Source organism: Janthinobacterium sp. EB271-G4-3-2 (assembly GCF_020858035.1).
GTDB classification, from domain to species: Bacteria; Pseudomonadota; Gammaproteobacteria; order Burkholderiales; family Burkholderiaceae_D; genus Janthinobacterium; species Janthinobacterium aestuarii.
Genome location: NZ_JACYMG010000011.1, coordinates 175411 through 200680, shown reverse-complemented (window position 1 = coordinate 200680; position 25270 = coordinate 175411). Strand labels below are relative to the sequence as shown.

23 protein-coding genes are annotated in these 25270 nt (G+C 63.9%); 19 read left to right on the top strand and 4 right to left on the bottom strand.

From position 1 onward, the window contains the following. The first annotated feature begins 4 nt into the window (after window positions 1–4). Together dnaJ and can are read left to right on the top strand one after the other, a co-directional pair. A complete protein-coding gene (gene dnaJ / locus IGS55_RS21835) occupies window positions 5–1138 on the top strand; it encodes a molecular chaperone DnaJ (RefSeq protein ID WP_034745985.1) in 1134 nt (377 codons plus the stop codon). 136 nt (window positions 1139–1274) lie between these two features. Continuing rightward, window positions 1275–1946, top strand: a complete 672-nt coding sequence (can, locus tag IGS55_RS21830) for a carbonate dehydratase (RefSeq protein ID WP_034788731.1) — start codon at window positions 1275–1277, stop codon at window positions 1944–1946. An 18-nt stretch (window positions 1947–1964) separates the two neighbouring features. On the opposite strand, the gene IGS55_RS21825 is transcribed toward can, so the two are convergent. Continuing rightward, on the bottom strand, window positions 1965–2450 hold the full coding sequence (locus IGS55_RS21825) for a tetratricopeptide repeat protein (protein WP_230516993.1): 486 nt from the start codon (window positions 2448–2450) through the stop codon (window positions 1965–1967). A 210-nt stretch (window positions 2451–2660) separates the two neighbouring features. On the opposite strand from IGS55_RS21825, the gene IGS55_RS21820 reads away from it, so the two are divergent. From IGS55_RS21820 to IGS55_RS21805, 4 genes are all read left to right on the top strand, one after another. Next, on the top strand, window positions 2661–3545 hold the full coding sequence (locus IGS55_RS21820; protein ID WP_230516994.1) for a TauD/TfdA dioxygenase family protein: 885 nt from the start codon (window positions 2661–2663) through the stop codon (window positions 3543–3545). A gap of 90 nt (window positions 3546–3635) precedes the next feature. Then, entirely contained in the window at window positions 3636–4592 is a 957-nt protein-coding gene (locus IGS55_RS21815) for an ABC transporter substrate-binding protein (RefSeq protein WP_230517126.1), read from the top strand. A gap of 1 nt (window position 4593) precedes the next feature. Further along, complete coding sequence (locus IGS55_RS21810; RefSeq protein ID WP_230516995.1) at window positions 4594–5439, top strand: ABC transporter ATP-binding protein; 846 nt, start codon at window positions 4594–4596, stop codon at window positions 5437–5439. Beyond that, the gene (locus tag IGS55_RS21805; protein ID WP_230516996.1) at window positions 5436–6308 is read left to right on the top strand and encodes an ABC transporter permease; all 873 of its coding nucleotides are present in this window, start codon (window positions 5436–5438) and stop codon (window positions 6306–6308) included. Before IGS55_RS21810 ends, IGS55_RS21805 begins: the two co-directional genes overlap by 4 nt. Window positions 6309–6322: 14 nt before the next feature. On the opposite strand, the gene IGS55_RS21800 is transcribed toward IGS55_RS21805, so the two are convergent. Beyond that, entirely contained in the window at window positions 6323–7216 is an 894-nt protein-coding gene (locus IGS55_RS21800; protein WP_230516997.1) for an HTH-type transcriptional regulator ArgP, read from the bottom strand. Between the two features lie 137 nt (window positions 7217–7353). On the opposite strand from IGS55_RS21800, the gene IGS55_RS21795 reads away from it, so the two are divergent. The 5 genes from IGS55_RS21795 to IGS55_RS21775 all read left to right on the top strand — a co-directional run bounded on the left by IGS55_RS21795 (window position 7354) and on the right by IGS55_RS21775 (window position 13771). Next, on the top strand, window positions 7354–9783 hold the full coding sequence (locus tag IGS55_RS21795; RefSeq protein ID WP_230516998.1) for a penicillin-binding protein 1A: 2430 nt from the start codon (window positions 7354–7356) through the stop codon (window positions 9781–9783). 4 nt (window positions 9784–9787) lie between these two features. Beyond that, window positions 9788–10411: a trimeric intracellular cation channel family protein gene (locus tag IGS55_RS21790; RefSeq protein ID WP_034746006.1), complete on the top strand. Its 624-nt coding sequence runs from the start codon at window positions 9788–9790 to the stop codon at window positions 10409–10411. A gap of 96 nt (window positions 10412–10507) precedes the next feature. Then, on the top strand, window positions 10508–12385 hold the full coding sequence (locus IGS55_RS21785; protein WP_230516999.1) for a beta-propeller domain-containing protein: 1878 nt from the start codon (window positions 10508–10510) through the stop codon (window positions 12383–12385). A gap of 49 nt (window positions 12386–12434) precedes the next feature. Beyond that, window positions 12435–13001: a sigma-70 family RNA polymerase sigma factor gene (locus IGS55_RS21780; protein WP_230517000.1), complete on the top strand. Its 567-nt coding sequence runs from the start codon at window positions 12435–12437 to the stop codon at window positions 12999–13001. After that, the gene (locus IGS55_RS21775; protein WP_230517001.1) at window positions 12998–13771 is read left to right on the top strand and encodes a hypothetical protein; all 774 of its coding nucleotides are present in this window, start codon (window positions 12998–13000) and stop codon (window positions 13769–13771) included. The genes IGS55_RS21780 and IGS55_RS21775 overlap by 4 nt, the downstream gene beginning before the upstream one ends. A 4-nt stretch (window positions 13772–13775) precedes the next feature. Here the strand turns inward: IGS55_RS21775 and IGS55_RS21770 are convergent, their stop codons facing one another. Further along, a complete protein-coding gene (locus IGS55_RS21770; RefSeq protein WP_230517002.1) occupies window positions 13776–14921 on the bottom strand; it encodes an MFS transporter in 1146 nt (381 codons plus the stop codon). Between the two features lie 282 nt (window positions 14922–15203). Here IGS55_RS21770 and IGS55_RS21765 point away from each other — a divergent pair, with 282 nt between their 5' ends. The 8 genes from IGS55_RS21765 (at window position 15204) to IGS55_RS21730 (ending at window position 24316) form a co-directional block, all read left to right on the top strand. Continuing rightward, window positions 15204–15971 carry a gamma-glutamyl-gamma-aminobutyrate hydrolase family protein gene (locus IGS55_RS21765; RefSeq protein WP_230517003.1) on the top strand — a complete coding sequence of 256 codons (768 nt, stop codon included), beginning with the start codon at window positions 15204–15206 and terminating at the stop codon, window positions 15969–15971. A 56-nt stretch (window positions 15972–16027) separates the two neighbouring features. Next, the gene (locus IGS55_RS21760) at window positions 16028–17398 is read left to right on the top strand and encodes a glutamine synthetase family protein (protein WP_099376355.1); all 1371 of its coding nucleotides are present in this window, start codon (window positions 16028–16030) and stop codon (window positions 17396–17398) included. Between the two features lie 10 nt (window positions 17399–17408). Further along, window positions 17409–18869 carry an aspartate aminotransferase family protein gene (locus IGS55_RS21755; protein WP_268991908.1) on the top strand — a complete coding sequence of 487 codons (1461 nt, stop codon included), beginning with the start codon at window positions 17409–17411 and terminating at the stop codon, window positions 18867–18869. Window positions 18870–19066: 197 nt separating this feature from the next. After that, window positions 19067–20215 carry an ABC transporter ATP-binding protein gene (locus IGS55_RS21750; protein WP_230517004.1) on the top strand — a complete coding sequence of 383 codons (1149 nt, stop codon included), beginning with the start codon at window positions 19067–19069 and terminating at the stop codon, window positions 20213–20215. Window positions 20216–20222: 7 nt separating this feature from the next. Then, window positions 20223–21152 carry an ABC transporter permease subunit gene (locus tag IGS55_RS21745; protein ID WP_070301043.1) on the top strand — a complete coding sequence of 310 codons (930 nt, stop codon included), beginning with the start codon at window positions 20223–20225 and terminating at the stop codon, window positions 21150–21152. Then, the gene (locus IGS55_RS21740) at window positions 21149–21994 is read left to right on the top strand and encodes an ABC transporter permease (RefSeq protein ID WP_034746027.1); all 846 of its coding nucleotides are present in this window, start codon (window positions 21149–21151) and stop codon (window positions 21992–21994) included. Before IGS55_RS21745 ends, IGS55_RS21740 begins: the two co-directional genes overlap by 4 nt. A gap of 38 nt (window positions 21995–22032) precedes the next feature. Next, window positions 22033–23517 carry an aldehyde dehydrogenase gene (locus tag IGS55_RS21735; RefSeq protein WP_230517128.1) on the top strand — a complete coding sequence of 495 codons (1485 nt, stop codon included), beginning with the start codon at window positions 22033–22035 and terminating at the stop codon, window positions 23515–23517. 91 nt (window positions 23518–23608) lie between these two features. Further along, the gene (locus IGS55_RS21730; RefSeq protein ID WP_230517005.1) at window positions 23609–24316 is read left to right on the top strand and encodes a HipA domain-containing protein; all 708 of its coding nucleotides are present in this window, start codon (window positions 23609–23611) and stop codon (window positions 24314–24316) included. A 14-nt stretch (window positions 24317–24330) separates the two neighbouring features. Here IGS55_RS21730 and panB read toward each other — a convergent pair whose 3' ends face one another. Next, window positions 24331–25206: a 3-methyl-2-oxobutanoate hydroxymethyltransferase gene (gene panB, locus IGS55_RS21725; protein ID WP_230517006.1), complete on the bottom strand. Its 876-nt coding sequence runs from the start codon at window positions 25204–25206 to the stop codon at window positions 24331–24333. Window positions 25207–25270: the final 64 nt, after the last annotated feature.

The following is a 25270-nucleotide window of genomic DNA, read 5'->3' as shown; positions in this document are numbered from 1 at the left end:
CAACATGGCAAAGCGTGATTTTTACGAGACACTCGGTGTCGCAAAAAATGCTTCGGAAGAAGAGATCAAAAAGTCTTACCGTAAACTGGCGATGAAATACCATCCGGACCGCAATCCGGATAGCAAGGAATCGGAAGAAAAGTTTAAGGAAGTCAAAGAAGCCTACGAGATGCTGACCAATCCGGAAAAGCGCGATGCGTATGACCGTTATGGTCACGCTGGCGTGGACCCGAACATGGGCGGCGGTGGCGGCTTCGGCGGCGGTGCTGGCGGCTTTGCCGACAGCTTCGGCGATATCTTCGGCGACATCTTTGGCGGTGGCGGTGGACGCAGCCGCAATGCGGGGCCACAGGTGTACCGTGGCGCCGACTTGCGCTACAACCTGGAAATTACACTGGAGCAAGCTGCTCACGGCTTCGACACGACCATCCGTGTGCCGAGCTGGGACAAGTGCGACACTTGCCATGGCAGCGGCGCCAAGCCGGGCACGTCGCCCACCACCTGCGGTACCTGCGGTGGCCATGGCCAGGTGCGCATGCAGCAAGGCTTCTTCAGCATCCAGCAAACCTGCCCGAAATGCCATGGCAGCGGCAAGGTCATCACCGACCCGTGCACGCCATGCGGCGGCGCCGGTCGCATCAAGCGCAACAAGACGCTGGAAGTGAAAATTCCAGTCGGTATCGACAACGGCATGCGTATCCGTTCGTCCGGCAACGGCGAACCGGGCACGAATGGCGGTCCGTCGGGCGACCTGTATGTGGAAATCCACATCAAGCCGCACGCCGTATTCCAGCGCGAAGGCGACGACCTGCATTGCGAAATGCCGATCTCGTTCACCAAGGCAGCTTTGGGCGGCGAAATCGAAGTGCCTACCCTGAACGGCAAAGTGTCGTTCACGATCCCGGAAGGCACCCAGTCGGGCAAGACCTTCCGCCTGAAAGGCAAGGGCATCAAGGGTGTGCGCTCCGGTTACGCGGGCGACCTGTTCTGCCACGTGGCCATCGAAACACCGGTGAAACTGACGGAAAAACAGAAAGACCTGCTGCGCGACTTTGAAAAGTCGACGACCGAGGGCGGTGCCAAGCACAGTCCGCAAAGCAAGACCTGGAAAGACAAGGTCAAGGATTTTTTTGAATAAGCACACGTAACACCATGCGCCGGGATGCTTCAACATCCCGGCGTTTTTTTCATCACGACTGAACAATGTGCGCGCATCGCCGGCCTATGGGCGCGATCTGCCGCCAATTCAGTCGTACGTACACAATGGGAGCGATATGACCGAACAGAAAAATGGCCCGGCCCTGGCGGAACTGCTGCAGCGTAACCGCCGCTGGGCCGACTCGATGGTGGCGAAGGACCCGAACTTCTTCAAGAACCTGGAAGCGCAAACGTCGCCCGAATACCTGTGGATCGGCTGCTCCGACAGCCGCGTGCCAGCTAACGAATTGCTGGGCATGGCGCCTGGCGACGTGTTTGTGCACCGTAATATTGCCAATGTGGTCGTGCATTCCGATCTCAATTGCCTGTCCGTCCTGCAATTTGCCGTGGACGTGCTGAAAGTCAAACATATCATCATCGTCGGCCATTACGGCTGCAAGGGCGTGCATGCTGCCATGACGGGCACGCGCATCGGCCTGGTCGACAACTGGCTGCGCCACGTGCAGGACGTGGGCCAGAAGCACGAGCGCTACCTGGGCGACGTGCTGACGAGCCGCCAGCGCGGCGACCGTCTGTGCGAACTGAACGTGGTCGAGCAAGTCTTGAACGTGTGCCAGACCACCGTCGTGCAAGATGCGTGGGAGCGGGGCCAGGAACTCAGCGTGCACGGCTGGGTCTATGGCTTGAAGGATGGCTTGCTGAACGACCTGGAAGTGACCGTCACGGCTGGCCACGAACTGGCGCCGCGCATGGCGACGCGCCTGGCTCGCTACGAAGCAATCGCGTAATCGGCGCTGACGCCATGCCTAGGGCGTGGCGCCTTCCAGGCGGTCCAGATAATCGGCCGCCTCCCGCACACCTTCCTGCGCCGCCTGGCGCAGCCAGGTTCTGGCCTGGGGAATGTCTTGCGGCGTGCCCCGGCCTTCGGCCAGCGCCACGCCATAGTGGTAGCGCGCCAGCCGCGCATAGGCGGCGTCATCATTCGTATGCGCACCGCGCCGCATCAGCGCCGTCGCCTGTTGCAAGTCCTTGGTCACGCCGATACCCGTTTCATACAGCTGGGCCAGCCAAATCATCGAATACACATCGTTCCAGCGCCGGATGCAGTCTTCAAAGATGGCGACGGCGGCCGCATGGTCGCCCGTCTTGTCGGCCGCATAGCCGTACAAACACTTGATGCGCTTGTCGCTGTGCACATGGGCTTTGTAGCTGAGATCGCTTTCACCCTCGCTATCCTGCGCGTGGACGAAAGCAGGGAACAGCAAGGCGAGCAGCAGGGCGTAAGTGGGCATGGCTTTCCTGGTCTATTGTAAAGATTGGTGGGTAAGCAAGTTGCATGCTCAGCCCATTCCCGGGCAAAGTCCCTGCTGCTGCGCCATTGCGTGACAGTGCCTGTTGCAGCGTGGCGCAACGCGCCGCGCATATTCATATAGTAAATGCTTCGTTTGCAAGCAAGGCTGGCCGGCATACAGTGGACTTCCCCAGACTCTTGGCGAACTCCCATGTCGGCCGTCCTGAAACCCGTGCAATCCACCAGCCACTTCCGTATCGAGACTTTCGATGCGCCGCTCGGCGCGCAAGTGCTGGGGCTGGATCTGGCGCAGCCGCTGTCGTTTGGCGACTTCCAGCGCCTGCACCACGCCCATCTCGACCATCACGTGCTGGTGTTTCGCGACCAGCGCATCACGCCGCAGCAGCAAGTCGATTTCAGCCGCCGCTTCGGCCCGCTGCAAATCCACGTGCTGCGCCAGTTCCAGCTGCCCACGCAAGCGGAAGTGCTGATCATCTCGAATATCGTCGAAAACGGCCAGCCCATCGGCCTCGGCGATGCCGGTCATTTCTGGCATTCGGATTTGTCGTACAAGGAAGTGCCCAGCCTCGGCTCCATGCTGCACGCGCAAGAGTTGCCGGACGAGGGCGGCGATACCGTCTTTGCGAATATGCACCTGGCCTGGGAAAGCTTGCCGGCCGCGCTGCGCCACGCCGCGCGCGGCGCCCGCGCCGAACACAGCTACCTGAGCCAGTACGAGGAATTGCGCCGCCGCAACCCATGGCGGCCCGCGCTGACGCAGGCGCAGATCGATGAAGTCAAACCCGTTACCCATCCCGTCGTGCGCGTGCATCCGGAAACGGGACGCCGCGCCCTGTTTGTCAACGAGCATTTCACCACGCGCATCGTCGGCTTGCCCGAGGACGAAAGCCGCGCCCTGCTCGACGAATTGTTCGTGCACAGCGTGCGCCCCGAGCATTTATATGTGCACCGCTGGCAGCCGCACGACCTGGTGTTCTGGGACAACCGCTCCCTGATGCATCTGGCGACGGGATGCCCACCCGACCAGCGCCGCAAGCTCTACCGCACCACCATCGAAGGCGATGCACCCTACTGATTTTTCCCTGTAAGCCTGACCCAAGGAGTGTCCATGTTGCCGATCTTGACTTTTACCCGCCATCTGCTCGCCGCCATTGCCGTGCTGTGCATGGCCATGCCCATGGCCCGGGCCGAAGGGCAGATCCGCATCGCGGGCCAGCATGGCATCACCTTCTTGCTGCTCAATATTGCGCAGGAACAGAAACTGATTGAAAAACATGGCAGGCAGCAGGGCGTCGATGTGAAAGTCGAGTGGATTACCTTGTCCGGCGGCCCGGCCATCAACGATGCTTTGTTGTCCGGCAATATCGATATCGCAGGCGCTGGGCTGGGGCCGCTCTTGACCATATGGGACCGCACGAAAGGCCGGCAGAACGTGCGCGGCGTGGCGTCCCTGGGCAACTTCCCCTACTATTTGGTCAGCAATAATCCCAAAGTAAAAACCCTGGTGGACTTGACGGACAAGGACCGCATCGCCTTGCCTGCCGTCTCCGTTTCCGTGCAAGCGCGCATCTTGCAAATGGCCGTGGCGAAACAGTGGGGCGACAAGGAATTTGCCCGCCTCGACAAGATCACGCAAACCTTGCCGCACCCGGACGCGGCCGCCGCCATCATCGCCGGCGGCACGGAGCTCAGCGGCCACTTCGGCAATTCGCCATTCCAGGAACAGGAACTGGCGCAAAACCCGAACGCCCACATCATCCTGAACTCGTACGATGTACAGGGCGGGCCCAGCTCGTCGACCTTGCTGTATGCGACGGAAAAATACCGCAAGGACAATCCGAAAACCTACCGCGCCTTCATCGCCGCGCTGGCGGAAGCGGCGCAGTATGCGAGCAGCAATCCGCAAGGCGCGGCCGACATCTACATCAAGGTGAATAAAAGCAAGGTGGACCGCAATTTGCTGCTGAAAATCTTTGCCAACCCGCAAGTGCAATTCAAGATCGCGCCGCAAAACACCTATGGCTTGGCGCAATTCCTGCACCGCGTGAGCGCGATCCGCAACTTGCCCGACAGCTGGCGCGATTATTTCTTTGACGATCCCGCCATCACGCAAGGAGGCTGACATGAACGCACCCGCTTTTCACCTGGTACGTCCTCCCGTTGCGCTGCAGCCATTGCTCAGCGTCAAACATGTCAGCCTGGAATACCGTACCGAGCAGCGCACCGTGCGCGCCACGCATGACGTCAGTTTCGACGTGTTCCGCGGCGACCGTTTCGTGCTGCTGGGACCATCGGGCTGCGGCAAGTCGTCACTGCTGAAAGCCGTGGCCGGCTTCATCGCGCCGCGCGCGGGCAGCATCGCCATGCAGGGCCAGCCCATTCATAAACCGGGGCCGGATCGTGTCGTCGTGTTCCAGGAATTCGACCAGTTGCCGCCGTGGAAAACCGTGCTGGAAAACGTCATGTTCCCCTTGCTGGCCAGCAAGCGCCTGGATAAGCAGGCGGCCCGCGAGCGCGCCCATCACTGGATCGCCAAGGTGGGCCTGGCCGGCTTCGAGGATGCCCATCCGCATACCTTGTCGGGCGGCATGAAGCAGCGGGTCGCCATTGCCCGCGCCTTGGCCATGCAGCCGGAAGTGCTGCTGATGGACGAGCCGTTTGCCGCCCTCGACGCCTTGACACGGCGCAAGATGCAGGAAGAGCTGAGCCGCCTGTGGGAAGAGTTGCGCTTTACGCTTGTGTTCGTCACGCATTCGATCGAGGAAGCGCTGGTCGTGGGCAACCGCATCCTGCTGCTGTCGCCCCATCCGGGCCGGGTGCGTGCCGAATTGAACAGTCACCAGTTCGGCTTGCACAGCGCGGGCAGCGCGGAATTCCAGGCCGCCAGCAGCCGCATCCACGGCTTGCTGTTCGATGAGGAAGTCACTCCTGTCCCGCAAGCAGTTACCGCGCAGCGGGAGGCCGTATGAGCGCGCTGCTGGAGCCGCCGATCCGCCAGGAGTTCGTGTATGCGGCGCCGCCGCCGGCCGGCGTCACCGTCGAGCGGCCATTGTCGCACTGGCAGCGCTGGAGCCAGCACGCGCTGTGGCGCAAGGTCTTGATTCTAATCTTCCTGGCCCTGCTGTGGGAAGGCGCGGCGCGCTGGACGCAGAACGATTTATTGCTGCCCGGCTTTTTGCAGACGGCGCAGGCGTTTGTTGGCGGCATCGCCAGCGGTGAATTGCTCACGCGCACGGCTGCTTCCCTCGTCGTCTTGCTGCAAGGCTATGCGGTGGGTGTGCTGGCCGCCTTCGTGTTGACCTTGCTGGCCGTGTCCAGCCGTATCGGGCGCGACCTGCTGGAAACCCTGACGGCCATGCTCAATCCCTTGCCGGCGATTGCCCTGTTGCCGCTGGCCTTGTTGTGGTTCGGCCTGGGGCGCGCCAGCCTGATCTTCGTCATCGTCCATTCCGTGATGTGGCCGCTGGCCTTGAACACCTATGCGGGCTTCCAGGGCGTGCCCGAGACCCTGCGCATGGCGGGCCGCAACTACGGCTTGAACGGCTTGCGCCTGGTGCTGCACATCCTCGTGCCGGGCGCCTTGCCCTCCATCGTCTCGGGCTTGAAGATAGGCTGGGCATTCGCCTGGCGCACCCTGATCGCGGCCGAGCTGGTGTTCGGCACGACGTCGGGGCAGGGCGGCCTGGGCTGGTACATCTTCCAGAACCGCAACGAGCTGTACACGGACAAGGTGTTCGCGGGCCTGGCGGCCGTCATCGTCATCGGCTTGCTGGTGGAAAACATCGGCTTTCGCAGCCTGGAGCGCGTCACTTTGAAACGCTGGGGCATGCAACGGTAGTTATCTCACCATATTTATTTCAGGATCTTGCGCGCCGCCGCGATGATTTGCCGCGACAGCTGCTCCATGCGCGGCGACTGCACCTTCCACGTATGCCAGTACAGGGCCACGTCGGCCGGCGTCTTGGGCGTGAGCATTTCCACCAGTTCGCCATCCGTGTTCGCTTTCAGCAGCAGTTCGGGCACCATGCCGTAACCGAGGCCATAGCGGATGGCGTTGAAGTGCGAGGTGGCACCCGGTACGTAATGGCAGGGGTAGGCCCCTTCGGGCAGCCCCAGCGCTTCCTGCAGGAACGACGATTGCAATGTGTCCTTGCGCGTGTAGGCGACGACGGGCGCCGTGCGCGCCGCCTTGCGCGTCAGGCCGTGCGCGAACCACTGCTGGCGGAACGCTTGTGTGGCCACCAGCCAGTAGCGCATCACGCCCAGCGGCTCGGCCGTGCAGCCGCGCATGGGTTTCGGCTCCGTGCTGATGCAGCCGATCGCCATGCCTGTCTCCAGCAAGGTGTACGTGTGATCCTGGTCTTCCACGGTCAGGTCCAGCAGCACGCGCTCGCGTATCAGCACCTCGGACAGGGCGGGGAAGAACCAGGTGCCCATCGAATCGGCGTTCAGCGCCAGCACCAGGGTCAGCGGGGCGTCCTGCTGCACCGCCAGTTCCGCCTGCAAATCCGCTTCCAGCAGCTTGGCGCGTTTCAGATACTGCATCAGCCGCTGGCCCATGCGCGTGGCGCGCGCGGGGCGGCTGCGCACGATCAGGGCATTGCCCAACTGGCTTTCCAGTGCCCGCACCCTCTGGGAAATGGCGGGGGAGGTCAGGTGCAGCCGCAGCGCCGCCTGCTCGAAGCTGCCCGTTTCGACGACGGCGCGGAATGCTTCCGTATGTTTGGGATTGAGATCCATGACCACTGCCTTACATAAGAAAAATTTATCAATACTAAATAATACTTACTTTTCATAAGGATGGATGTGTTGCAGTGCACAATACCTCTTTGATGGAGTGCCGCGCGCCAGCGTGCGGCCTCCTGGCAGCAAGGAATACCACCATGGAAGCACAAGCGAACGACAGCAGCACCCGCAAGCCCCAGTCGAAGCTGGCGCGCAATCTGAAATTCGGCCTGGGATTGACCCTGGGCCTGGGCATGGCCGCCGCGCTGGCGGGCGGCTGGTGGCTGCGCCAGGCGTGGCAGGATTTGCCGGCCGTCGAGCACCTGGCCCAGTACAAGCCCGCGCTGCCGCTGCGTATCTTCTCCAGCGAAGGCGAGCTGCTGGCCGAATACGGCGAAGAGCGCCGCGAATTCCTGCCCCTCAAAGAAATCCCGCTGCGCATGCGCCAGGCCTTGCTGGCCATCGAGGATGCGCGTTTCTACGAGCATGGCGCCGTGGATTTTTATGGCTTGACGCGCGCCACCTTGGCTAACCTCGTCACGGGCCACCACGCGCAGGGCGCCAGCACCATCACCATGCAGGTGGCGCGCGACTTCTTCCTGTCGCGCGAAAAGACCGTGCAGCGCAAGCTGACGGAGATGCTGCTCGCCTACAAGCTGGAACAGCACTACGGCAAGGACAAGCTGCTGGAGCTGTATATGAACCAGATCTACCTGGGCGAGCGCTCCTACGGCTTTTCCGCCGCCTCGAACATTTATTTCGACAAGCCGCTGGCCGACGTCAGCATCGCCGAAGCGGCCATGCTGGCCGGCTTGCCGAAGGCGCCGTCGGCCTACAACCCCGTCGCCAATCCCCAGCGCGCCACCGTGCGCCAGCATTACATCCTGCAGCGCATGCGCGAACTCGGCTACATCACGCCAGCGGAATACGACGCGGCCGTGGCGGAAAAACTGGCCCTGAACAAGGACCGCAACAGTTCCGTGCATGCTGCAGCATATGCGGTCGAGGAAGCGCGCCAGCTGATCCTGCAAAGCTATCCCGAAGGCGCCTACAGCATGGGCCTGGACGTGACGACCACTATCCGCATGGCGCCGCAGCGGGCGGCCGACAAGTCGCTGCGCGATGGGCTGTTGAATGCGCAGGCGCGGCGCGGCTATCGCGGCCCGGAAGCGCGCCTGGCAGCTTCCGAAGACAGCGTGGCGCGCCAGCTGGCTCCCTATCCAGACAGCGGAGAACTGCGCGCCGCCCTCGTGCGCAAGGTCGATACCGCCGGCAAGCGCCAGGTGACCGCGCAGCTGCGCAATGGCGACGAGATCGTGCTGACGGCATCGGAAGCGCGCCTGGGCGGCAAGCTGCAGTGGGATGGCAAGCGCGCCATCGCCGAGGGCAGCGTGATCCGCGTGGTGCACGATGCGGCCAAGAAGGGCTGGCTCGTGAGCCAGCTGCCCGAGATGGAAGGCGCGCTCATTTCCGTCGAGGCGCACAGCGGTGAAATCGTCGCCATGGCGGGCGGCTTCGATTTTTACCGCAACCACTACAACCACGCCATGCAGGCCTACCGCCAGCCCGGCTCCAGCTTCAAGCCCTTCGTGTATTCGGCGGCGCTGGAAAAGGGATATTTTCCCGGCACGGCCGTCGATGACACGCAGCGCCTGCTGCTGCCGCGGGAAACGGGCGCACGGCCCTGGCGTCCGCGCAATTACGGCAACAACTATGAAGGCTTCATCAGCGTGCGGCGCGGCCTCGTGCGTTCGAAAAACCTGGTGGCCGTGAGCCTGATGCAGGCGGCCGGCCCCGGCTATGTGCAGCACTACGCCACGCGCTTCGGCTTCGAGGGCGCGCGCAATCCCGTGTCCCTGCCGCTGGCGCTGGGCGCGGGCGCCGTCACGCCGCTGCAGCTGGCGCAATCGTATGCCGTATTTGCCAACGGCGGCATGCAGATGCCGCCAAAACTGATCAAGGAAGTGCGCAGCCGCAGCGGCGAAGTGCTGTTCAGCGATGCGGCGCCACGCGCCAAGGGCGAGCCGGCACCTGGCACGCAAGTCATCTCCACGCGCAACGCCTACGTCATGGACAGCATGCTGCGCGACGTCGTCAAGAGCGGCACGGGACGCGGCGCGCTGGCGCTCGGACGCGGCGACGCGGCCGGCAAGACGGGCACGTCGAACAACGCCTACGACGCCTGGTTCGCCGGCTACTCGTCCGGCCTCGTCTCCGTCGTCTGGCTCGGCTACGACCAGCCAAAAAGCCTGGGCAACGCCACGGGGGGGACTTTGGCGCTGCCCGTCTGGCGCGACTACATGCAGGTGGCCGTGCAGGGCCGCCGCGAACAGGTGCTGGCCGAACCAGCAGGCCTGGCCCTGCTCGATGGCGACTATGTGTATGCCGAATACCTGGCCGGCGACTGCCTGAAGGATAACTTTGCCTTTATCCACAGCAGCGTCGGCTGCGGCAGCGGCGCTGCCGATACGCGCATGGCGCACGGTGACGCCGGCGATGGCGGCTCGAGCACGGGCACGAACGAAGCGCGCACCCTGAGCGAAGCGCGCGAACGCGAACAAATTCTCAAATCATTTTCGGAAGAGTAAGACCATGCTGCTATATACGATTTACCTGGTGGCGATCGTCGCCGAAGCGATGTCCGGCGCCATCATGGGCATGCGGCGCGGCATGGATTTGTTCGGCATCTGCATGATCGGCACCGTCACGGCGCTCGGCGGCGGCACCGTGCGCGACGTGCTGCTGGGGCACTATCCGCTGGGCTGGATCGCGCATCCAGAATACCTGCTGTTTACCATCGGCGCGGCCATCGTCACGGCTTTTGTCGCGCGCTATCTGCACCATCTGCGCGCCATCTTTTTGCTGGTCGACGGACTGGGCCTGGTGGCGTTCTGCGTGATCGGCTGCGACATCGCCATGTCGGCCAAGATGCACCCGGCCATCGTCGTGCTGGCGGGGATGATCACGGGCGTCTTCGGCGGCCTGCTGCGCGATATCCTGTGCAACCAGATTCCCCTCGTGCTGCAGCGCGAAGTGTATGCCACCGTGGCGCTGTTCACTGGCAGCCTGTACGTGGGCCTGCTGTACTTCAAGGTCGACAGCTCCGTGGCGCAGCTGGCGTCCATCGGCGCCGGTTTCCTGTTCCGCTTCCTGGCCCTGCACTTCGAATGGCGGCTGCCGAATTTCAATGGCGACCGCATACGGGGTTTTGAGTAAGGCAGCAGCCGAGTGAATATTTTCACGCGCGTTTAACCCCTTTTTCTGCGCCGCCGCGTTTCATGTTGGACACCCCAGCCAACCGGAGAAGAAGCGATGTCCAGCGCCCTCAAGATCACATTGATACTGTCCCTGCTGCTGTCGGCAGGCAGCCACGCCGCCGGCACGGCGCCGCGCAAGACCCTGGCGCCGTTCGCCAGCGAGCAAGCCTTGAGCAGCTACCTGCAGCAGCTGCAGGCGCGCCAGGCGGCCTTGCTGCGGGAGCAGCAGAAACTGCAGCGCGCCACGGCGCAGTCCATGTCGGCGCCGCCCGCTCCTCCCGCGCCGATGGCGGCCAAGGCGGCCCCCGCGCCATCGGCAGAAGCGGCGGAATCCGTCACCAATGTGCAGACGGCGGGCGTGGACGAAGGCGGCATCGTCAAGCTGCATGGCAAGCACCTGGTGATGCTCCGGCGGGGCAAGCTGTTCACGGTGGCGGTGGGCGGCAATGCCTTGCAGCCCGTGTCCTCGCTCGACGCGTTCGCGCCGGGCAGCGATCCTTCCGGCAGCTGGTATGACGAAATGCTGATCGACGGCGATACGGTCGTGGTGATCGGCTACAGCTACAGCCGTGGCGGCACGGAGATCGGCCTGTTCGATATCGATGCGAACGGCAAGCTGGCCTACCGCTCCACCTATCACTTGCGCTCCAACGATTATTACTCGTCGCGCAATTACGCGAGCCGCCTGGTCGGCGGCAAACTGGTGTTCTATTCGCCCCTGTCGCTGAACCTGCGCCGTGGCGACCCGTTCGGCGGCTTTCCCGCGCTGCGCCGCTGGCGCCCCGACGCCGTGCCATCCGACTTCAAGCGCATCGCCCCGGCCACGCGCATCTACCGTACCGATGAAGAACCCGAAACGGGCTTCGGCCTGACCCTGCACACGGTCACCGTGTGCGACCTGGCGCAGCGCGACATGCGCTGCGAAGCGACGGCCGTGATGGGGCCGCAGGGCCGCGTATTTTATGTGTCGGGCGAATCCGTTTTCGTGTGGACGACGCGCCGCGGCAGCGACTCGGGCGTGTTCCGCATTCCCCTCGATGGCAGCGCGCCCAGCGCCCTGAAGGTGGCCGGCGCGCCCGTCGACCAGTTCTCGTTCCTGGAAAGTAGCGATGGCCACCTGAACGTGCTGCTGCGCGCCGAGGGCCAGGGCGACGCCATGTGGGATGGTGCAAGAGGGCGGGGCGACATGGCCTTGCTGCGCGTGCCCTTGGCGTCGTTTTCCGATGGCCGCGACAGCGCGCCCGCCAGCAGCTACAAGCCGCTGCCCGGTGGCGGCGGCTACGGCTTGCAGAACCGCTATGTGGGATCCTATCTGTTGTACGGCAATCCCGGCAATCCGGGACGCCGCAAGGCGGACCAGGCTTGGCCGCGCCAGCCCCTGTACGCCGTGCGCTGGGCCGATGCGGGCAGCGTGCAAGCCTTGTCCCTGCCGCATGGCGTGGAGCGCATCGAGGCGCTGGGCAATGACGCCGTGGTGATCGGCGCTCAGGGCAGGGATCTGCACTTCAGCACCATCGGCCTGGGGGCGCAGGCGGCGATTGCCACGCGCTACATCCGCGCCGACGCGGCGCAGGGCGAGTCGCGCAGTCACGGCTTTTTCTACAAGCCGCAAGCGGCCGGTGAGGGCATGATCGGCTTGCCGATCCTGGGCGCGGACGAGCGGCCCGGCCTCAACAAGCCAGCCGCCTCCGTCCTGTATCTGCGCAACAGCGGTTTGACATTGACGGAACTGGGCGCGCTGGCGGCGCGGCCGGGCCAGGCGCCGGACGACGGCTGCCGCGCGTCGTGCGTGGACTGGTACGGCAATGCGCGTCCTTTGTTCCTGCAGGGCCGGGTCTTCGCCTTGCTCGGCTATGAACTGGTGGAAGGGACGCTCAAGGAGGGACAGATACGCGAAGTGCGCCGCATCAGCTATGCACCCACTGCACGTTGATGGCGTAGTGAAATTGCCGCTGCCGCGTAGTTCGGCTACACTGGTCCGCATGCACGACACCCTGATTACCGCGACGGATGAAGACCTGATGCTGCGCTACGGCGCCGGCGACCTGCCGTCGTTTCGCGAACTGTACCGGCGCCATAGCCATGGCCTGTACCGCTTCGTGGCCTGGCGTTCGCCGCGCCGCGCGTGGGTGGACGAGATCGTGCAGGATGCGTGGGCCAGTCTGCATGCGGCGCGTGCCGGCTATCAGCCGCAAGCGGCATTCCGCACCTATCTGTACCAGATCGCGCGCAACCGCCTGATCGACCTGCTGCGCCAGCGGGAAGGACAGGAACACGATGACGCGGGCGAACGGGCGGACGAGGGCGCGTCGCCGCCGCAATCGCTGGAGCAGAAACAGCAGCACGCGCGGCTGCATGCGGCCATCGCCGCGCTGCCGGTGGAGCAGAAGGAAGCGCTGGTGCTGCAGCAGTTCAGCGGCATGAGCATCCTCGAGATCGCCGTCGTGACGGGGGCGGAAGCGGAAACCGTCAAGAGCCGGCTGCGCTACGCCATGCAGAAATTGCGCGCGGGCTTGGACAGCGCCGCTGGCGCGGGAGGACAGGCATGAATACGCACGATCACGACGAACCGAATGACGAGGAATTGAACGCGCTGCTGGCCAGCCTGCCGCAGCCGGCGCCTTCCAGCGCCCTCGATGCGGCCATTCTGGCGGACGCGGAAAAAGCCTTGCAAAAACCGGCAGCCGCGAACGACAGCGCCGACGGCGTGCTGCGCACCTTGCCGGCCAAGAAATCGCCGGACTACCTGCAGCGCTGGCGCGTTCCGCTGGGACTGGCCGCCGCCGTGCTGCTGACGGTGAACCTGATCGGCGTGGACTGGTTCGGCTCGAAGCCGGCGCAATTTCCCGTGGTGGGGGAACCGGTCACGCAGGAGGTGATGTCCGCGCCTGCCACCGCACCGGTTGCCGCACCGGCCGCTGCGCCCGCGCCATCGCCGCCGGCAGCGCCAGCGCCGCGCGCCATGGCCAAAATGGCAGCCAAGCCAGCGCCGCCGGCGCCAGCCCCGTTTTCCGCGCCGCAGGCGGTAGCAGTGGCCCCACCGGCGCCTGCCACGGCGATGAGCCAGGCGATGGAGCAGCAAGCGGCCATGCAGGCCGAGTCCAGTATGCAGCGCCAGGCGCCCGTGCCCGTCGCGGCCCGCTCCGCGCCGATGCCGCCGCCCGCAAAACTCGACGCTGGCGTGTGGCTGGTGAAGATCGACGCCCTTTTGAAGGCGGGCGAAGGCGCGCTGGCGCAGGAAGAGTGGACGGCGTTCCGGCAGGCCTATCCCGACTATCCGGTGGCCGACGAGCTGCGGCAGCGGCTGGAAAAGAAATAGCGCGTTACACGATCCCCTTCCTGCGTTCCCATACGGCGCTGCCGACGAAAATGGCGGCGCACACCCACATCACGGCCGGCAGGGCGTTCACGCCCACGGACTGCATCAGGACGCCCGTCAGCAGGGGGCCGCCGCCGCTGGTCACGCCCCAGGTGGCGTTGACGATGGCGCTGGCGCTGGTCAGCGACAGGCCCGTAAACCGTTCGCCGCAGGCCACCAGCGCCAGCATGTAGATGCCGCCCGCCGCCGCGCCCAGCAACAGCAGCAAGGTCCACCACAGCCACGGCGTGCCGACGGCAAACGGCAGCAGCGGCAGCAGCAGGCAGACGGCCACGCCGCAGCCCGCGTGGACTTTGGCGCGGCCGTAGCGGTCGGCCATCCATCCCAGCGCGAATTGCAGGCCAGTGTCGCCCACCAGCACCACGGTGGCCGACAGCAGGGCCAGGTCCGTGCCGATGCCGTGCTCCATCGCGTACAGCGGCAGCAAGCTCAATGCCAGTGTGTCGAACAGGGCGAAGAAGGCGGCGCCGAGCACGATCATCGGCATGCGCGGCAGGATCAGGGGCCACTTCACGCCGTGTTCTTCCGGCTCCCTTTCCGGGCCGCTGTTCGAGATCAGCATCAATCCCGGCACGGCCAGCAGAAACAGCAGACCGCAGGCGGCGAAGCTCCACGAAATCTTGTCGTTGAAGAGCGCCACGAGGGCAGGGCCGATCAGCTGGAAAAACGTAAAACTGGTGGTGTACATGGCCACCACCCGTCCCCGCGAATTGTCGGGCGCCAGTCGGTTCACCCACGCCTCGCCGATGGTAAACAGCACGCCCATGGCGCCGCCGAACAGGAAGCGCAGCAAGCTCCACGCCAGCAGGTGGTCGGTACACTGCATGGCGATCGTCGCCAGCGACGCCACCCACACGGCGCCCAGCATGGTGGCGCGCGCGCCGAAACGCCCCACCCAGCGCGAAACGAACGGCGAGGCGGCCAGGATGCCGAGGGCGCTGACGGCCGTGATCATGCCGATGATGTCCGTGCCCACGCCGCGCTGGTGCAGGGTCAACGCGGTGAGCGGCATGGTGGCGCCCAGGCCCAGGCCGACCACGCCGATGCTGACGACGAGGGCGAAGAAGTCGCGCCATGGCATGTGCTTCATGGCCGCCCCCTCGGGGTGGAAAAGGTGTTCAGGAAGGCTGGAATACGGTGTGGATGCATGGGAAAGTGAGGGACTTTGCCTGCGGCGCTGGTGTTTGGCGCCGGACGGGCATATGATGATTTTACTAAGTGCAATATTGCAAAGCCGTAGTGTAGGCGATGTGTGCCATCGCTGGCCACGCCCATCGGTGTGGCCGCTGCCTGCGGCTCTGCTGTACAGTGAAGCGAGCGGCAGCGCTGTCATGGCGCTGTCATTGGATCGTCACGCCAGCGAGGAAGCTCTATGCGCCGTCCCGTCGTTCTCGTTCCCGCCTGCCAGCGTCAGCTGGGCAGCCATGCCTGGCACATGGCGCAGGACAAATACCTGCACGCCGTGCTGCGTGGCGCCGGCTGCATGCCGCTGCTGCTGCCCGCCCTGGGCGCGGACGCGGACCTGGAAGCGGCGCTGCGCATCGCCGACGGCGTCATGCTGACCGGTTCCGCCTCGAACGTCGACGCCCGCCTGTATGGCGAAGACATCCTGCATCCCGACCTGCCGCAAGACCCCGCGCGCGACGCCACCACCTTGCCCCTGATCCGCGCCGCGCTGGCGCGCCAGCTGCCCCTGCTCGCCATTTGCCGCGGCTTCCAGGAAGTCAACGTGGCCCTGGGCGGCAGCCTGCACCAGGCCGTGCACGCGGTAGCGGGCATGCAGGACCACCGTGAAAACGTGCTCGATCCCCTGGCGCGCCAGTACGGGCCCGCGCACCGCATCAAGCTGATGCCCGACGGCCTGCTGTCACGGTTGCTGGGCGGCGAGAGCGAAATGATGGTCAATTCCCTGCATGGCCAGGGCGTGGCGCGGCTGGCCGATGGCTTGCTGGTGGAAGCGCTGGCCGACGACGGCCTGGTGGAAGCGTATAGCGTGGCCAGCGCCGCCGGCTTTGCGCTGGCCGTGCAATGGCACCCGGAATGGCAGGTGGAGGACAATCCGCAGTCCATGCGGCTGTTTGGCGCCTTCGGCCAGGCATGCCGCGATTACCAGGAACAGCAGCACCGAAAGAAAGAATGACCGGCGCGCCGCACGAGTAGCACGCGGCGTTTGATCAAGACCAGCGAGAGGGAAACATGGCAATACGCGAAAATTTCACTTATACGGACATGGATTTGTGGCTCAATGAAAAGCGCGTCACGGAAATCGAATGCCTGGTCCCCGATTTGACGGGCGTGGCGCGGGGGAAGATTCTGCCGCGCGGGAAATTTACCCAGGAGCGCGGCATGCGCATCCCGGAAGCGGTACTGGGCATGACGGTGACGGGCAATTATCCGGTCGATGACGGCGGCTATGACCGCGCCATTTCCAGCACCGACCGCGACATGATTTTGAAGGCTGATCCCACCACCATCACCATGGTGCCGTGGGCAACCGATCCCACCGCGCAAGTCATCCACGACTGCTATTTTTCCGACGGAGCGCTGGTCGATTTCGCCCCAAGATCCGTGTTGCGGCGCGTGCTGAAACTGTATGCGGACAAGGGCTGGAAACCCGTCGTGGCGCCGGAACTGGAATTCTACCTGACGGCGAAAAACACGGACCCCGACTTGCCCTTGAAACCGCCCATCGGGCGCAGCGGCCGGGCCGAGACGAGCCGCCAGGTGTACAGCATCGACGCCGTCAACGAGTTCGATCCGCTGTTCGAGGATATCTACGATTACTGCGAATTGATGAACCTTGACGTCGACACCCTGATCCACGAAATCGGCGCGGGGCAGATGGAAATCAACTTCCTGCACGGCGACCCATTGGGCCTGGCCGACAAGGTCTTCTTCTTCAAGCGCACCCTGCGCGAAGCGGCCTTGAAACACGATATGTACGCCACCTTCATGGCCAAGCCCATGGCGGGCGAGCCGGGGTCCGCCATGCACGTGCACCAGAGCGTCGTCGATGCGAAGACGGGCCTGAATATCTTCAGCAACGAGGACGGTTCTGCCGCGCCCATCTTCAAGCATTACATCGCGGGCTTGCAGCGCTACATGCCGTCGGCCATGGCCATCGTCGCGCCCTACGTGAATTCCTACCGCCGCATCGTGCGCCACACGGCCGCGCCGATCAACATCCAGTGGGGCCTGGACAACCGCACGGTGGGCTTCCGCGTGCCCGAGTCGGGCGTGCAGGACCGGCGCGTGGAAAACCGCATCATCGGCGCCGACGCCAATCCCTACCTGGCCCTGGCCGTCACGCTGGCCTGCGGCTACCTGGGCATGACGGAGCAGCTGGAAGCGACGCCGATGATGGTGGGCAGCGCCTACGACATGAAGTTCGAACTGCCGCAAGGTTTGCCCGAGGCCTTGCAGCTGCTGCGCGCGGAAGACAAGCTGCGCACGGTGCTGGGCGAGCGCTTCATCGACGTGTATGCGGCCATCAAGGACCTCGAACACCAGGAGTTCATGACGGTGATCAGCCCATGGGAGCGCGAACACCTGTTACTGCACGTATAAAGGATCATCTATGAGCACATCCAACAATCCGCTGGCGCCAAGCGCCGCCCTGGTTGCCTCCGTGGCGCAGAAAAACGCGGCGCCGCAGGTGTACGACACGGCCGCCATCCAGCAGATGGACTCGGCCCACTACCTGCATCCATTTACCGATTTCCAGGATCTGGCAGCCAAGGGTGCGCGCGTGATGGTGCGCGGCGACGGCGTCTACCTGTGGGATAGCCAGGGCAAGAAGATCGTCGATGGCATGTCGGGCCTGTGGTGCGTGAACGTGGGCTACGGCCGCACGTCGATCTCGCAAGCCGTGTACAAACAGATGGAAACGCTGCCGTTCTATAACAGCTTCTTTGGCACGACGAACGTGCCGGCCGCGCAGCTGGCCGCCAAGCTGGCGCAGATATCGCCGCCGCAGTTCCAGCACGTGTTCTTCACCAGTTCCGGTTCCGAAGGCAATGACACGAATTTGCGCATGGTGCGCCGCTACTGGGATATCCTCGGCCACAAGGAACGCCACACCATCATCAGCCGCCACAACGCGTATCACGGCAGCACGGTGGCGGGAGCGTCGCTGGGCGGCATGGACGGCATGCATGCGCAGGGCGGCATGCCGATACCGGGCATCGTGCATATCGGCCAGCCCAATTACCTGGAGTCGGGCCAGGGCTTGACACCGGAAGCCTTTGGCCTGAAGGCGGCCGGCTGGCTGGAAGACAAAATCCTGGAAATCGGCGCCGACAAGGTGGCCGCCTTCATCGGCGAACCGGTGCAGGGCGCGGGCGGCGTCATCATCCCGCCCTCGACCTATTGGCCCGAAATCCAGCGCATCTGCGACAAGTACGGCATCTTGCTGATCGCCGATGAAGTCATTTGCGGCTTCGGCCGCCTGGGGCGCTGGTTCGGTTCCGAACTGTTCGGCATCAAGCCCGACCTGATCACGTTCGCCAAGGGCGTCACCTCGGGCTATGTGCCGCTGGGCGGCGTGCTGGTGGGAGACCGTGTCGCCAAGGTGCTGATCGAGCAGGGGGGCGAATTCACGCACGGCTTTACGTATTCGGGCCACCCCGTCGCCTGCGCGGCGGCGCTGGAAAACATCCGCATCATCGAGGAAGAGCGGCTGGTGGCCAAGGTGGCCGACGACACGGGACCGTACCTGAAGCAGTGCTTCGCCAGCCTGGGCGAACATCCGCTGGTCGGCTATGCGGACAGCTGCGGCCTGGTCGCGGGCCTGAACCTGGTGCGCAAGAAGGGCGCCACCGTGCACGAGAACGAGCTGTTCGACGAGGGCCAGGGCGTGGGCATGATCTGCCGCGGCCACATGTTCGACAACGGCGTCATCATGCGCGCCGTGGGCGAGCGCATGATCGTCGCCCCGCCGCTGGTCATGACGCGCGCGCAGATCGATGAAATGGTGGGCTTGATACGGCTGTGCCTGGACAAGACGTATGCGGATGTACAGGCGAAGGGATGGGTTTAGCTCTGAGCTGGCTTAAATACCGGGGTCAGACCCGCCGGGTCTGACCCCAGCCTTTGCCGTTGGGTTTTTACCCAAATAAGCGGCATCTATGCATTTTTTTGGACCAGAATCGCGGCAGTTCCGCTAAACTTCCATCCTGGCCGCTCTTTGTAGCGGCCAGTTTTTCATTTTGATAGCCACTTACCCAAAGCCTCCACATGACGATAGCAACACCAGCCGCGTCGGCCAGCGACGCCCCAGCGCCTTTCTTGCTGATTGATCAACTGGTCAAGGAATTCGATGGCGTGCGCGCCGTCAATGATATTTCCGTGACGATCAACAAGGGCGAGATTTTCGCTCTGCTGGGCAGTTCAGGTTGCGGCAAGTCGACCCTGCTGCGCATGCTGGCCGGTTTCGAGACGCCGACGTCGGGGCGCATCGCCCTGGCGGGCAACAGCATCGTCGACGTGCCGCCGCACCAGCGTCCCATCAACATGATGTTCCAGTCGTACGCGCTGTTCCCGCATTTGTCCGTGTGGGACAACATCGCCTTCGGACTGCGCCGCGACGGTTTGCCGAAAGCGGAAGTGGCGGCGCGCGTCGAGCAGATGCTGGCGCTGGTGCAGCTGGGCCAATACGCGAAGCGCAAGCCGCACCAGCTGTCGGGCGGCCAGCAGCAGCGCGTGGCGCTGGCGCGCAGCCTGGCCAAGCGTCCGCAATTGCTGCTGCTCGACGAGCCGCTGGGCGCGCTCGACAAGAAACTGCGCGAACGCACGCAGATGGAACTGGTCAACATCATTGAGCAAGTGGGCGTCACCTGCGTGATGGTCACGCACGACCAGGACGAGGCCATGAGCATGGCCACGCGCATCGCCGTCATGAGCGAAGGGCGCATCTTGCAGGTGGGCGCGCCCGGCGAAATCTACGAGACGCCGAATTGCCGTTTCGTGGCCGACTTCATCGGCAGCGTCAACCTGTTCGACGGCCGCATCACGCAGGACGAACCCGATCACGTGGTGATCGCCACGCCCGATGGCGAGCACTATGTGTCGCACGGCATCACGGGCAACCTGGGCATGGATGTCTCGGTGGCCGTGCGCCCCGAAAAAATCGGCATCCAGATCGCGCCACCCGCCTTGGAAGAGCGCGCATCGCCGGCGGAACACGGCTACAACTGCGCCCAGGGCGTGATCGTCGCCATGGCGTATTTTGGCAATGAAACCAGCTACCACGTGCGGCTCGACAGCGGCACCATGGTGAAAGTGTCGCGCACCAACGCGGCCCGCCACGACGCCGTGCGTCTCGAGCGCGAACAGCGCGTGTGGGTGTGGTGGGATGGCGCCGACATCGTCGTGCTGACCAGCTGAGGCCACCATGACGTCCCTCCTGCAATCGCTGCGTAGCCTGGTCACCCTGCGTTGGGTGACTGGGCGCAACGCCGTCATCGCCGTGCCGTCGCTGTTCCTGGCGGCCGCCTTCCTCGTGCCCTTCCTGATCGTGCTGCGTATCAGCCTGTCCGACATGGACACGGCGGGCAGCCCGTTCGGCGGCTTGCTGTCGTACGTTGACGGCATCGTCGTGCTGAAGGTGAAAATCGCCAATTACCTGTTCATCGCCGCCGATGAACTGTATCTGCTGACCTACCTCAGTTCCATCAAATACGCGGCGATTACCACGGCCATTTGCCTCTTCATCGGCTACCCGTTCGCCTACTTCATGGCGCGCGCCAAACCGTCGATCCGCCCCGTGCTGATGATGCTGGTGATGCTGCCGTTCTGGACCTCGTTTCTGCTGCGCGTGTATGCGTGGAAGGGCATCCTGGCCAACCACGGCTTGCTCAACGATCTCTTGATCGCGCTGGGCGTCGTGAGCGAACCGCTGCACATGATGAACACCTCGTTCTCGCTGGTCGTCGGTATGGTGTACGCCTACCTGCCGTTCATGATCCTGCCCCTGTACGCGAACCTGGTGAAAATGGACATGCGCTACCTGGAAGCGGCGGCCGACCTGGGCGCCACGCCCTTGCAGGCGTTCTGGCGCATCACCGTGCCCCTGTCGAAGTCGGGCATTATCGCCGGCGCCATGCTGGTGTTCATTCCGTCCGTGGGCGAATACGTGATTCCCGAGCTGCTGGGCGGCCCGGAAACCCTGATGATAGGCCGCGTGCTGTGGGATGAATATTTCACCAATAACGACTGGGCCATGGCGTCGTCGGTGACGGTGCTGGTGGTCTTGCTGATCCTCGTGCCGATGGCCATTTTTAACAAATACAAGACGGAGCAGGACGCGGAGGAGCGCACATGAACGGACGTACTTTCCTGCAGCGCTGGTTCGGCCGCGGCTGGCTCTCGCTCGGCTATCTGTTCCTTTACCTGCCCATCATCGTGCTGATCGTCTTTTCGTTCAACAGCTCGCGCCAGGACATGGTGTGGAGCGGTTTTTCGCTGCGCTGGTACAGCGAGTTGATGAGCGATACGGAGATCATCTCGGGCTTCGGTTTGTCCCTGAAGATCGCCTTCATGTCGGCCACCTCGTCCGTCATCCTCGGCACGTTTGCCGCTTTTGCCTTGACCAGCTACCAGCGCTTCCGTGGCCGCACCTTGTTCTCGTCCATGGTCAGCGCGCCGCTGGTGATGCCGGAAGTGATCATCGGCCTGTCCCTGCTGCTGATGCTCGTGTCCATGCAAAAGGTTTTCGGTTTTCCCGAGCGGGGCGTGCTGACCATCTGGCTGGGCCACACCTTGCTGGGCATGGCGTATGCGGCCGTGGTGGTGCAATCGCGCCTGCAGGAGATGAGTAAATCCCTGGCCGAAGCGGCCATGGACCTGGGCTGCCGCGCGCACCAGGTGTTCTTCCTCGTGACCCTGCCGAACATCACGCAGGCGCTGGCGTCCGCCTGGCTGCTGACGTTTACCCTGTCGCTCGACGACGTGGTGCTCTCGGCTTTCCTGTCCGGTCCCGGTTCGACGACGATGCCGCTGGTGATCTTCTCGCGCGCGCGCCTGGGGCTCGATCCCCGCGTGAACGCCATTGCCGCGCTGACCATTCTCGTCGTGACGCTCGCCGTGATCGCGTACGCCGTGATGCTGGCGCGCGCCGACCGCAGACGCCGCAAGCAACTGTCCGCAGCGTATTTGGAAGACTAGAGTAAGCTGGCGTTTTCACCTTGCAGGAGACGACCATGATGGAAAACACCAGCTGGCATGCGCGGGCCGCAGCGCTCACGATCGATGGACGCGCCTTCATCAATGGCGAACGAGTGGGGGGCACGTCCGGCCAGACTTTCGACAATCTGTCGCCCATCGATGGGCGCTTGCTGGGTCAGGTGGCCCGCTGCGATGGCACGGACGTGGATGCGGCCGTGCAGGCCGCCCGCGCCGCCTTCGACGACCGCCGCTGGGCAGGCAAATCGCCCGCGCAGCGCAAGCGCGTGTTGATCAAGTTCGCCGACCTGGTGCAGAAATACGGTCCCGAACTGGCCCTGCTGGAAACCCTGGACATGGGTAAACCGATCAAGTACAGCCAGAGCGTGGACGTGGGCGCCACAGCCAACTGCCTGCGCTGGTATGGCGAGGCGATCGACAAGGTCTACGATGAAATCGCCCCAACTCCCGCCAACAGCCTGGCCCTGATCACGCGCGAACCGGTAGGCGTCGTCGCCGCCATCGTGCCGTGGAACTACCCGATGATCATGGCCGCCTGGAAGATCGCGCCCGCCCTCGCGGCCGGCAACAGCGTGATATTGAAACCATCCGAAAAATCGCCGCTGACGGCCCTGCGCCTGGCCGACATCGCGCTGGAAGCGGGCGTGCCGGCGGGCGTCTTCAACGTGCTGCCTGGTTACGGCAGCGAGGCCGGCGCCGCGCTGGCGCTGCACATGGACGTCGATTGCATCGGTTTTACGGGTTCCACGCGCACGGGGAAATTGATCGTGCAGATGGCGGGCCAGTCGAACCTGAAAAGGGCGTGGACGGAATTGGGCGGCAAGTCCGCCAACATCGTGTGCGCCGATTGCCCGGATCTGGACAAGGCCGTGGCGGCCGCCGTCGGCTCCATTTTCTTCAACCAGGGCGAAAGCTGCAACGCGCCCTCGCGTTTGTTCGTGGAAGAATCGATCAGGGAAGAATTTATCGCCAAGGCGCTGGCCATGCTGCCCCGCTTCCAGCCCGGCGACCCGCTTGACGAAGCCACCGTTATGGGCGCCATCGTCGACGCCACGCAGATGCAAACGGTGATGGGCTATATCGCGGCCGGGAAGAGCGAAGGCGCGCAGCTGCTGGGCGGCGGCGAGGCCGTGCGCGCGGAGACAGGTGGCTACTACGTGCAGCCGACCATCTTTGGCGTGGAGGCCGGCATGACGATCGCGCGCGAAGAGATCTTCGGCCCCGTGCTGTCCGTGCTGGGCTTTACGGATATCGCCGAAGCGGTGAAGCAGGCCAATGCCACGCCATACGGCTTGCAGGCAGCCGTGTGGACCTCGGACATCACCAAGGCCATCCAGACGGCGCGCGCCCTGCGTGCCGGCACCGTGCACGTCAACCAGTACGACGGCGACGACATCACCGTGCCGTTCGGCGGCTACAAACAGTCGGGCAACGGGCGCGACAAGTCATTGCACGCGCTGGACAAGTACACGGAGTTGAAGACGACGTGGATACAGGTGGGGTAATTGCTATAAGGGTACTTAAAAGGGCTAATTAAGGGTGTTGCCGGCTTAAAATAGTTCTTTTAGGGCCTATTGAATTTTTCATGGCGCAGAGATGCAGAAGCTGGCGCAGTGGCCAGCCTTTATCTTTGACCTGATTCCCCAGGGAAGCGGACGGACATATTTGCTTGGGCAGCTGCAACTGGCCGATGGTCCGGCTGCCGATTTTCCTCTGATGTGCGCTGGCGCATTCAATCCCGTCGGGCGCGTGCGCATCGCCGAGGCCGTGCAGTACTACGCACAGCATATGAATCGCCATGACAAGGGCAAGCCGCAGACCGGTTTTTCACTGGACGAGATCATAGGTCGCGGCGATGCCTTCAATGAGCGCATGCTGATGCATAGCATGCTGGGCGCCGGCAGTCTGGGGGTGCAAGGAGCGGCGCCGAAATATCTGCTGACCACTGACCATGCCGGTCTCTGGCATGCCGATGGCGCCCTGGCGGACGAGGACGCGGCTGTCCATTTCATCGTCAAGCGTCCGCGCGGCAAGACCGCCAGCGACGCCAAGGTATTGCGGAATGAGGCCGCATACATGACTGTGGCGCGCGCGGTGGGCTTGCGCACCGAAGGCCAGCTGCGCTACCAGGACGATAGCTTGTTCATTCCCCGTTTTGACCGCCGCATCGTGGATGGAAAAGTGCTGCGGCTGCATCAGGAAAGCGCCGCTTCACTGGCAGGTATCGTCGGCTTTGAAGCCACGCCCAGCCAGTTCGAAAAAAAAATCGCCCCGACGAGTGCCGGGGCGATATCGCCTCAATAGGCTAGATCAGAAGATCAGAAGCAGTGTTCCAGCGCCGGGAAGCTGCCATCCTTGACGGCTTTGACGTAGCCGGTGACGGCGTCGTCGATGCTGGCCGCGCCTTCCATGAAGTTGCGCACGAAGCGCGCCTTGCGGCCTGGGAAGACGCCCAGCATGTCGTGCATGACGAGCACCTGGCCCGAGCAGTCGGGACCTGCGCCGATGCCGATCGTCGGGATCGTCAGCATCTCCGTCACTTCCTTGCCCAGCTGTGTCGGCATCGCTTCCATCAGCACGATGGCGGCGCCCGCGTTTTGCAGCGCCAGCGCATCGTTCTTCAGTTCGGCCGCGCTTTCCGTGCTCTTGCCCTGCACTTTATAGCCGCCCAGCTGGTGCACGGATTGCGGCGTCAGGCCGATGTGGGCGCAGATGGGGATGCCGCGCTCGGTGAGGAAACGGACGGTTTCGGCCAGCCAGGCGCCGCCTTCGATCTTGATCATGTGCGCGCCGGCCTGCATCAGGATGACGGCGTTCGCATAGGCTGTTTCAGGCGTGCCGTACGCGCCGAATGGCAAGTCGGCCATGATCATGGCCGACTTGCTGCCGCGCGCGACGGACGCCGTGTGGTAGGCCAGTTCGGCCACGGTGACGGGCAGGGTGGAATTGTGGCCATTGCAGACCATGCCGAGCGAATCGCCGATCAGCAGGATCTCCACGCCGCAGCGGTCCATCAGGGACGCGAAGCTGGCGTCATAGCAGGTCAGCATGGTGATCTTTTCGCCGGCGGCGCGCAGCGTGGCCAGGGTATGGATGGTCACGGCCTTGTTGGCGACAGGCTTGGCTGGCGCCGGCGCCGGTGTGGCGGCCTTGTCTTTGGCTGCCAGATCTGTTCCTTGCAAATAAGCGGACATAGTATTCTCTAGAGTGAAAGGGGGTGATGCGATTGCGACGCCGCTAGTGTAGTACTTTATATGG

Excerpts from the sequence above, each read along its gene's own strand:
- dnaJ (WP_034745985.1), top strand. The coding sequence starts at position 5 with ATGGCAAAGCGTGATTTTTACGAGACACTCGGTGTCGCAAAAAATGCT.
- can (WP_034788731.1), top strand. The coding sequence starts at position 1,275 with ATGACCGAACAGAAAAATGGCCCGGCCCTGGCGGAACTGCTGCAGCGT.
- IGS55_RS21825 (WP_230516993.1), bottom strand. The coding sequence starts at position 2,450 with ATGCCCACTTACGCCCTGCTGCTCGCCTTGCTGTTCCCTGCTTTCGTC.
- IGS55_RS21820 (WP_230516994.1), top strand. The coding sequence starts at position 2,661 with ATGTCGGCCGTCCTGAAACCCGTGCAATCCACCAGCCACTTCCGTATC.
- IGS55_RS21815 (WP_230517126.1), top strand. The coding sequence starts at position 3,636 with ATGGCCATGCCCATGGCCCGGGCCGAAGGGCAGATCCGCATCGCGGGC.
- IGS55_RS21810 (WP_230516995.1), top strand. The coding sequence starts at position 4,594 with ATGAACGCACCCGCTTTTCACCTGGTACGTCCTCCCGTTGCGCTGCAG.
- IGS55_RS21805 (WP_230516996.1), top strand. The coding sequence starts at position 5,436 with ATGAGCGCGCTGCTGGAGCCGCCGATCCGCCAGGAGTTCGTGTATGCG.
- IGS55_RS21795 (WP_230516998.1), top strand. The coding sequence starts at position 7,354 with ATGGAAGCACAAGCGAACGACAGCAGCACCCGCAAGCCCCAGTCGAAG.
- IGS55_RS21790 (WP_034746006.1), top strand. The coding sequence starts at position 9,788 with ATGCTGCTATATACGATTTACCTGGTGGCGATCGTCGCCGAAGCGATG.
- IGS55_RS21785 (WP_230516999.1), top strand. The coding sequence starts at position 10,508 with ATGTCCAGCGCCCTCAAGATCACATTGATACTGTCCCTGCTGCTGTCG.
- IGS55_RS21780 (WP_230517000.1), top strand. The coding sequence starts at position 12,435 with ATGCACGACACCCTGATTACCGCGACGGATGAAGACCTGATGCTGCGC.
- IGS55_RS21775 (WP_230517001.1), top strand. The coding sequence starts at position 12,998 with ATGAATACGCACGATCACGACGAACCGAATGACGAGGAATTGAACGCG.
- IGS55_RS21770 (WP_230517002.1), bottom strand. The coding sequence starts at position 14,921 with ATGAAGCACATGCCATGGCGCGACTTCTTCGCCCTCGTCGTCAGCATC.
- IGS55_RS21765 (WP_230517003.1), top strand. The coding sequence starts at position 15,204 with ATGCGCCGTCCCGTCGTTCTCGTTCCCGCCTGCCAGCGTCAGCTGGGC.
- IGS55_RS21760 (WP_099376355.1), top strand. The coding sequence starts at position 16,028 with ATGGCAATACGCGAAAATTTCACTTATACGGACATGGATTTGTGGCTC.
- IGS55_RS21755 (WP_268991908.1), top strand. The coding sequence starts at position 17,409 with ATGAGCACATCCAACAATCCGCTGGCGCCAAGCGCCGCCCTGGTTGCC.
- IGS55_RS21750 (WP_230517004.1), top strand. The coding sequence starts at position 19,067 with ATGACGATAGCAACACCAGCCGCGTCGGCCAGCGACGCCCCAGCGCCT.
- IGS55_RS21745 (WP_070301043.1), top strand. The coding sequence starts at position 20,223 with ATGACGTCCCTCCTGCAATCGCTGCGTAGCCTGGTCACCCTGCGTTGG.
- IGS55_RS21740 (WP_034746027.1), top strand. The coding sequence starts at position 21,149 with ATGAACGGACGTACTTTCCTGCAGCGCTGGTTCGGCCGCGGCTGGCTC.
- IGS55_RS21735 (WP_230517128.1), top strand. The coding sequence starts at position 22,033 with ATGGAAAACACCAGCTGGCATGCGCGGGCCGCAGCGCTCACGATCGAT.
- IGS55_RS21730 (WP_230517005.1), top strand. The coding sequence starts at position 23,609 with ATGCAGAAGCTGGCGCAGTGGCCAGCCTTTATCTTTGACCTGATTCCC.
- panB (WP_230517006.1), bottom strand. The coding sequence starts at position 25,206 with ATGTCCGCTTATTTGCAAGGAACAGATCTGGCAGCCAAAGACAAGGCC.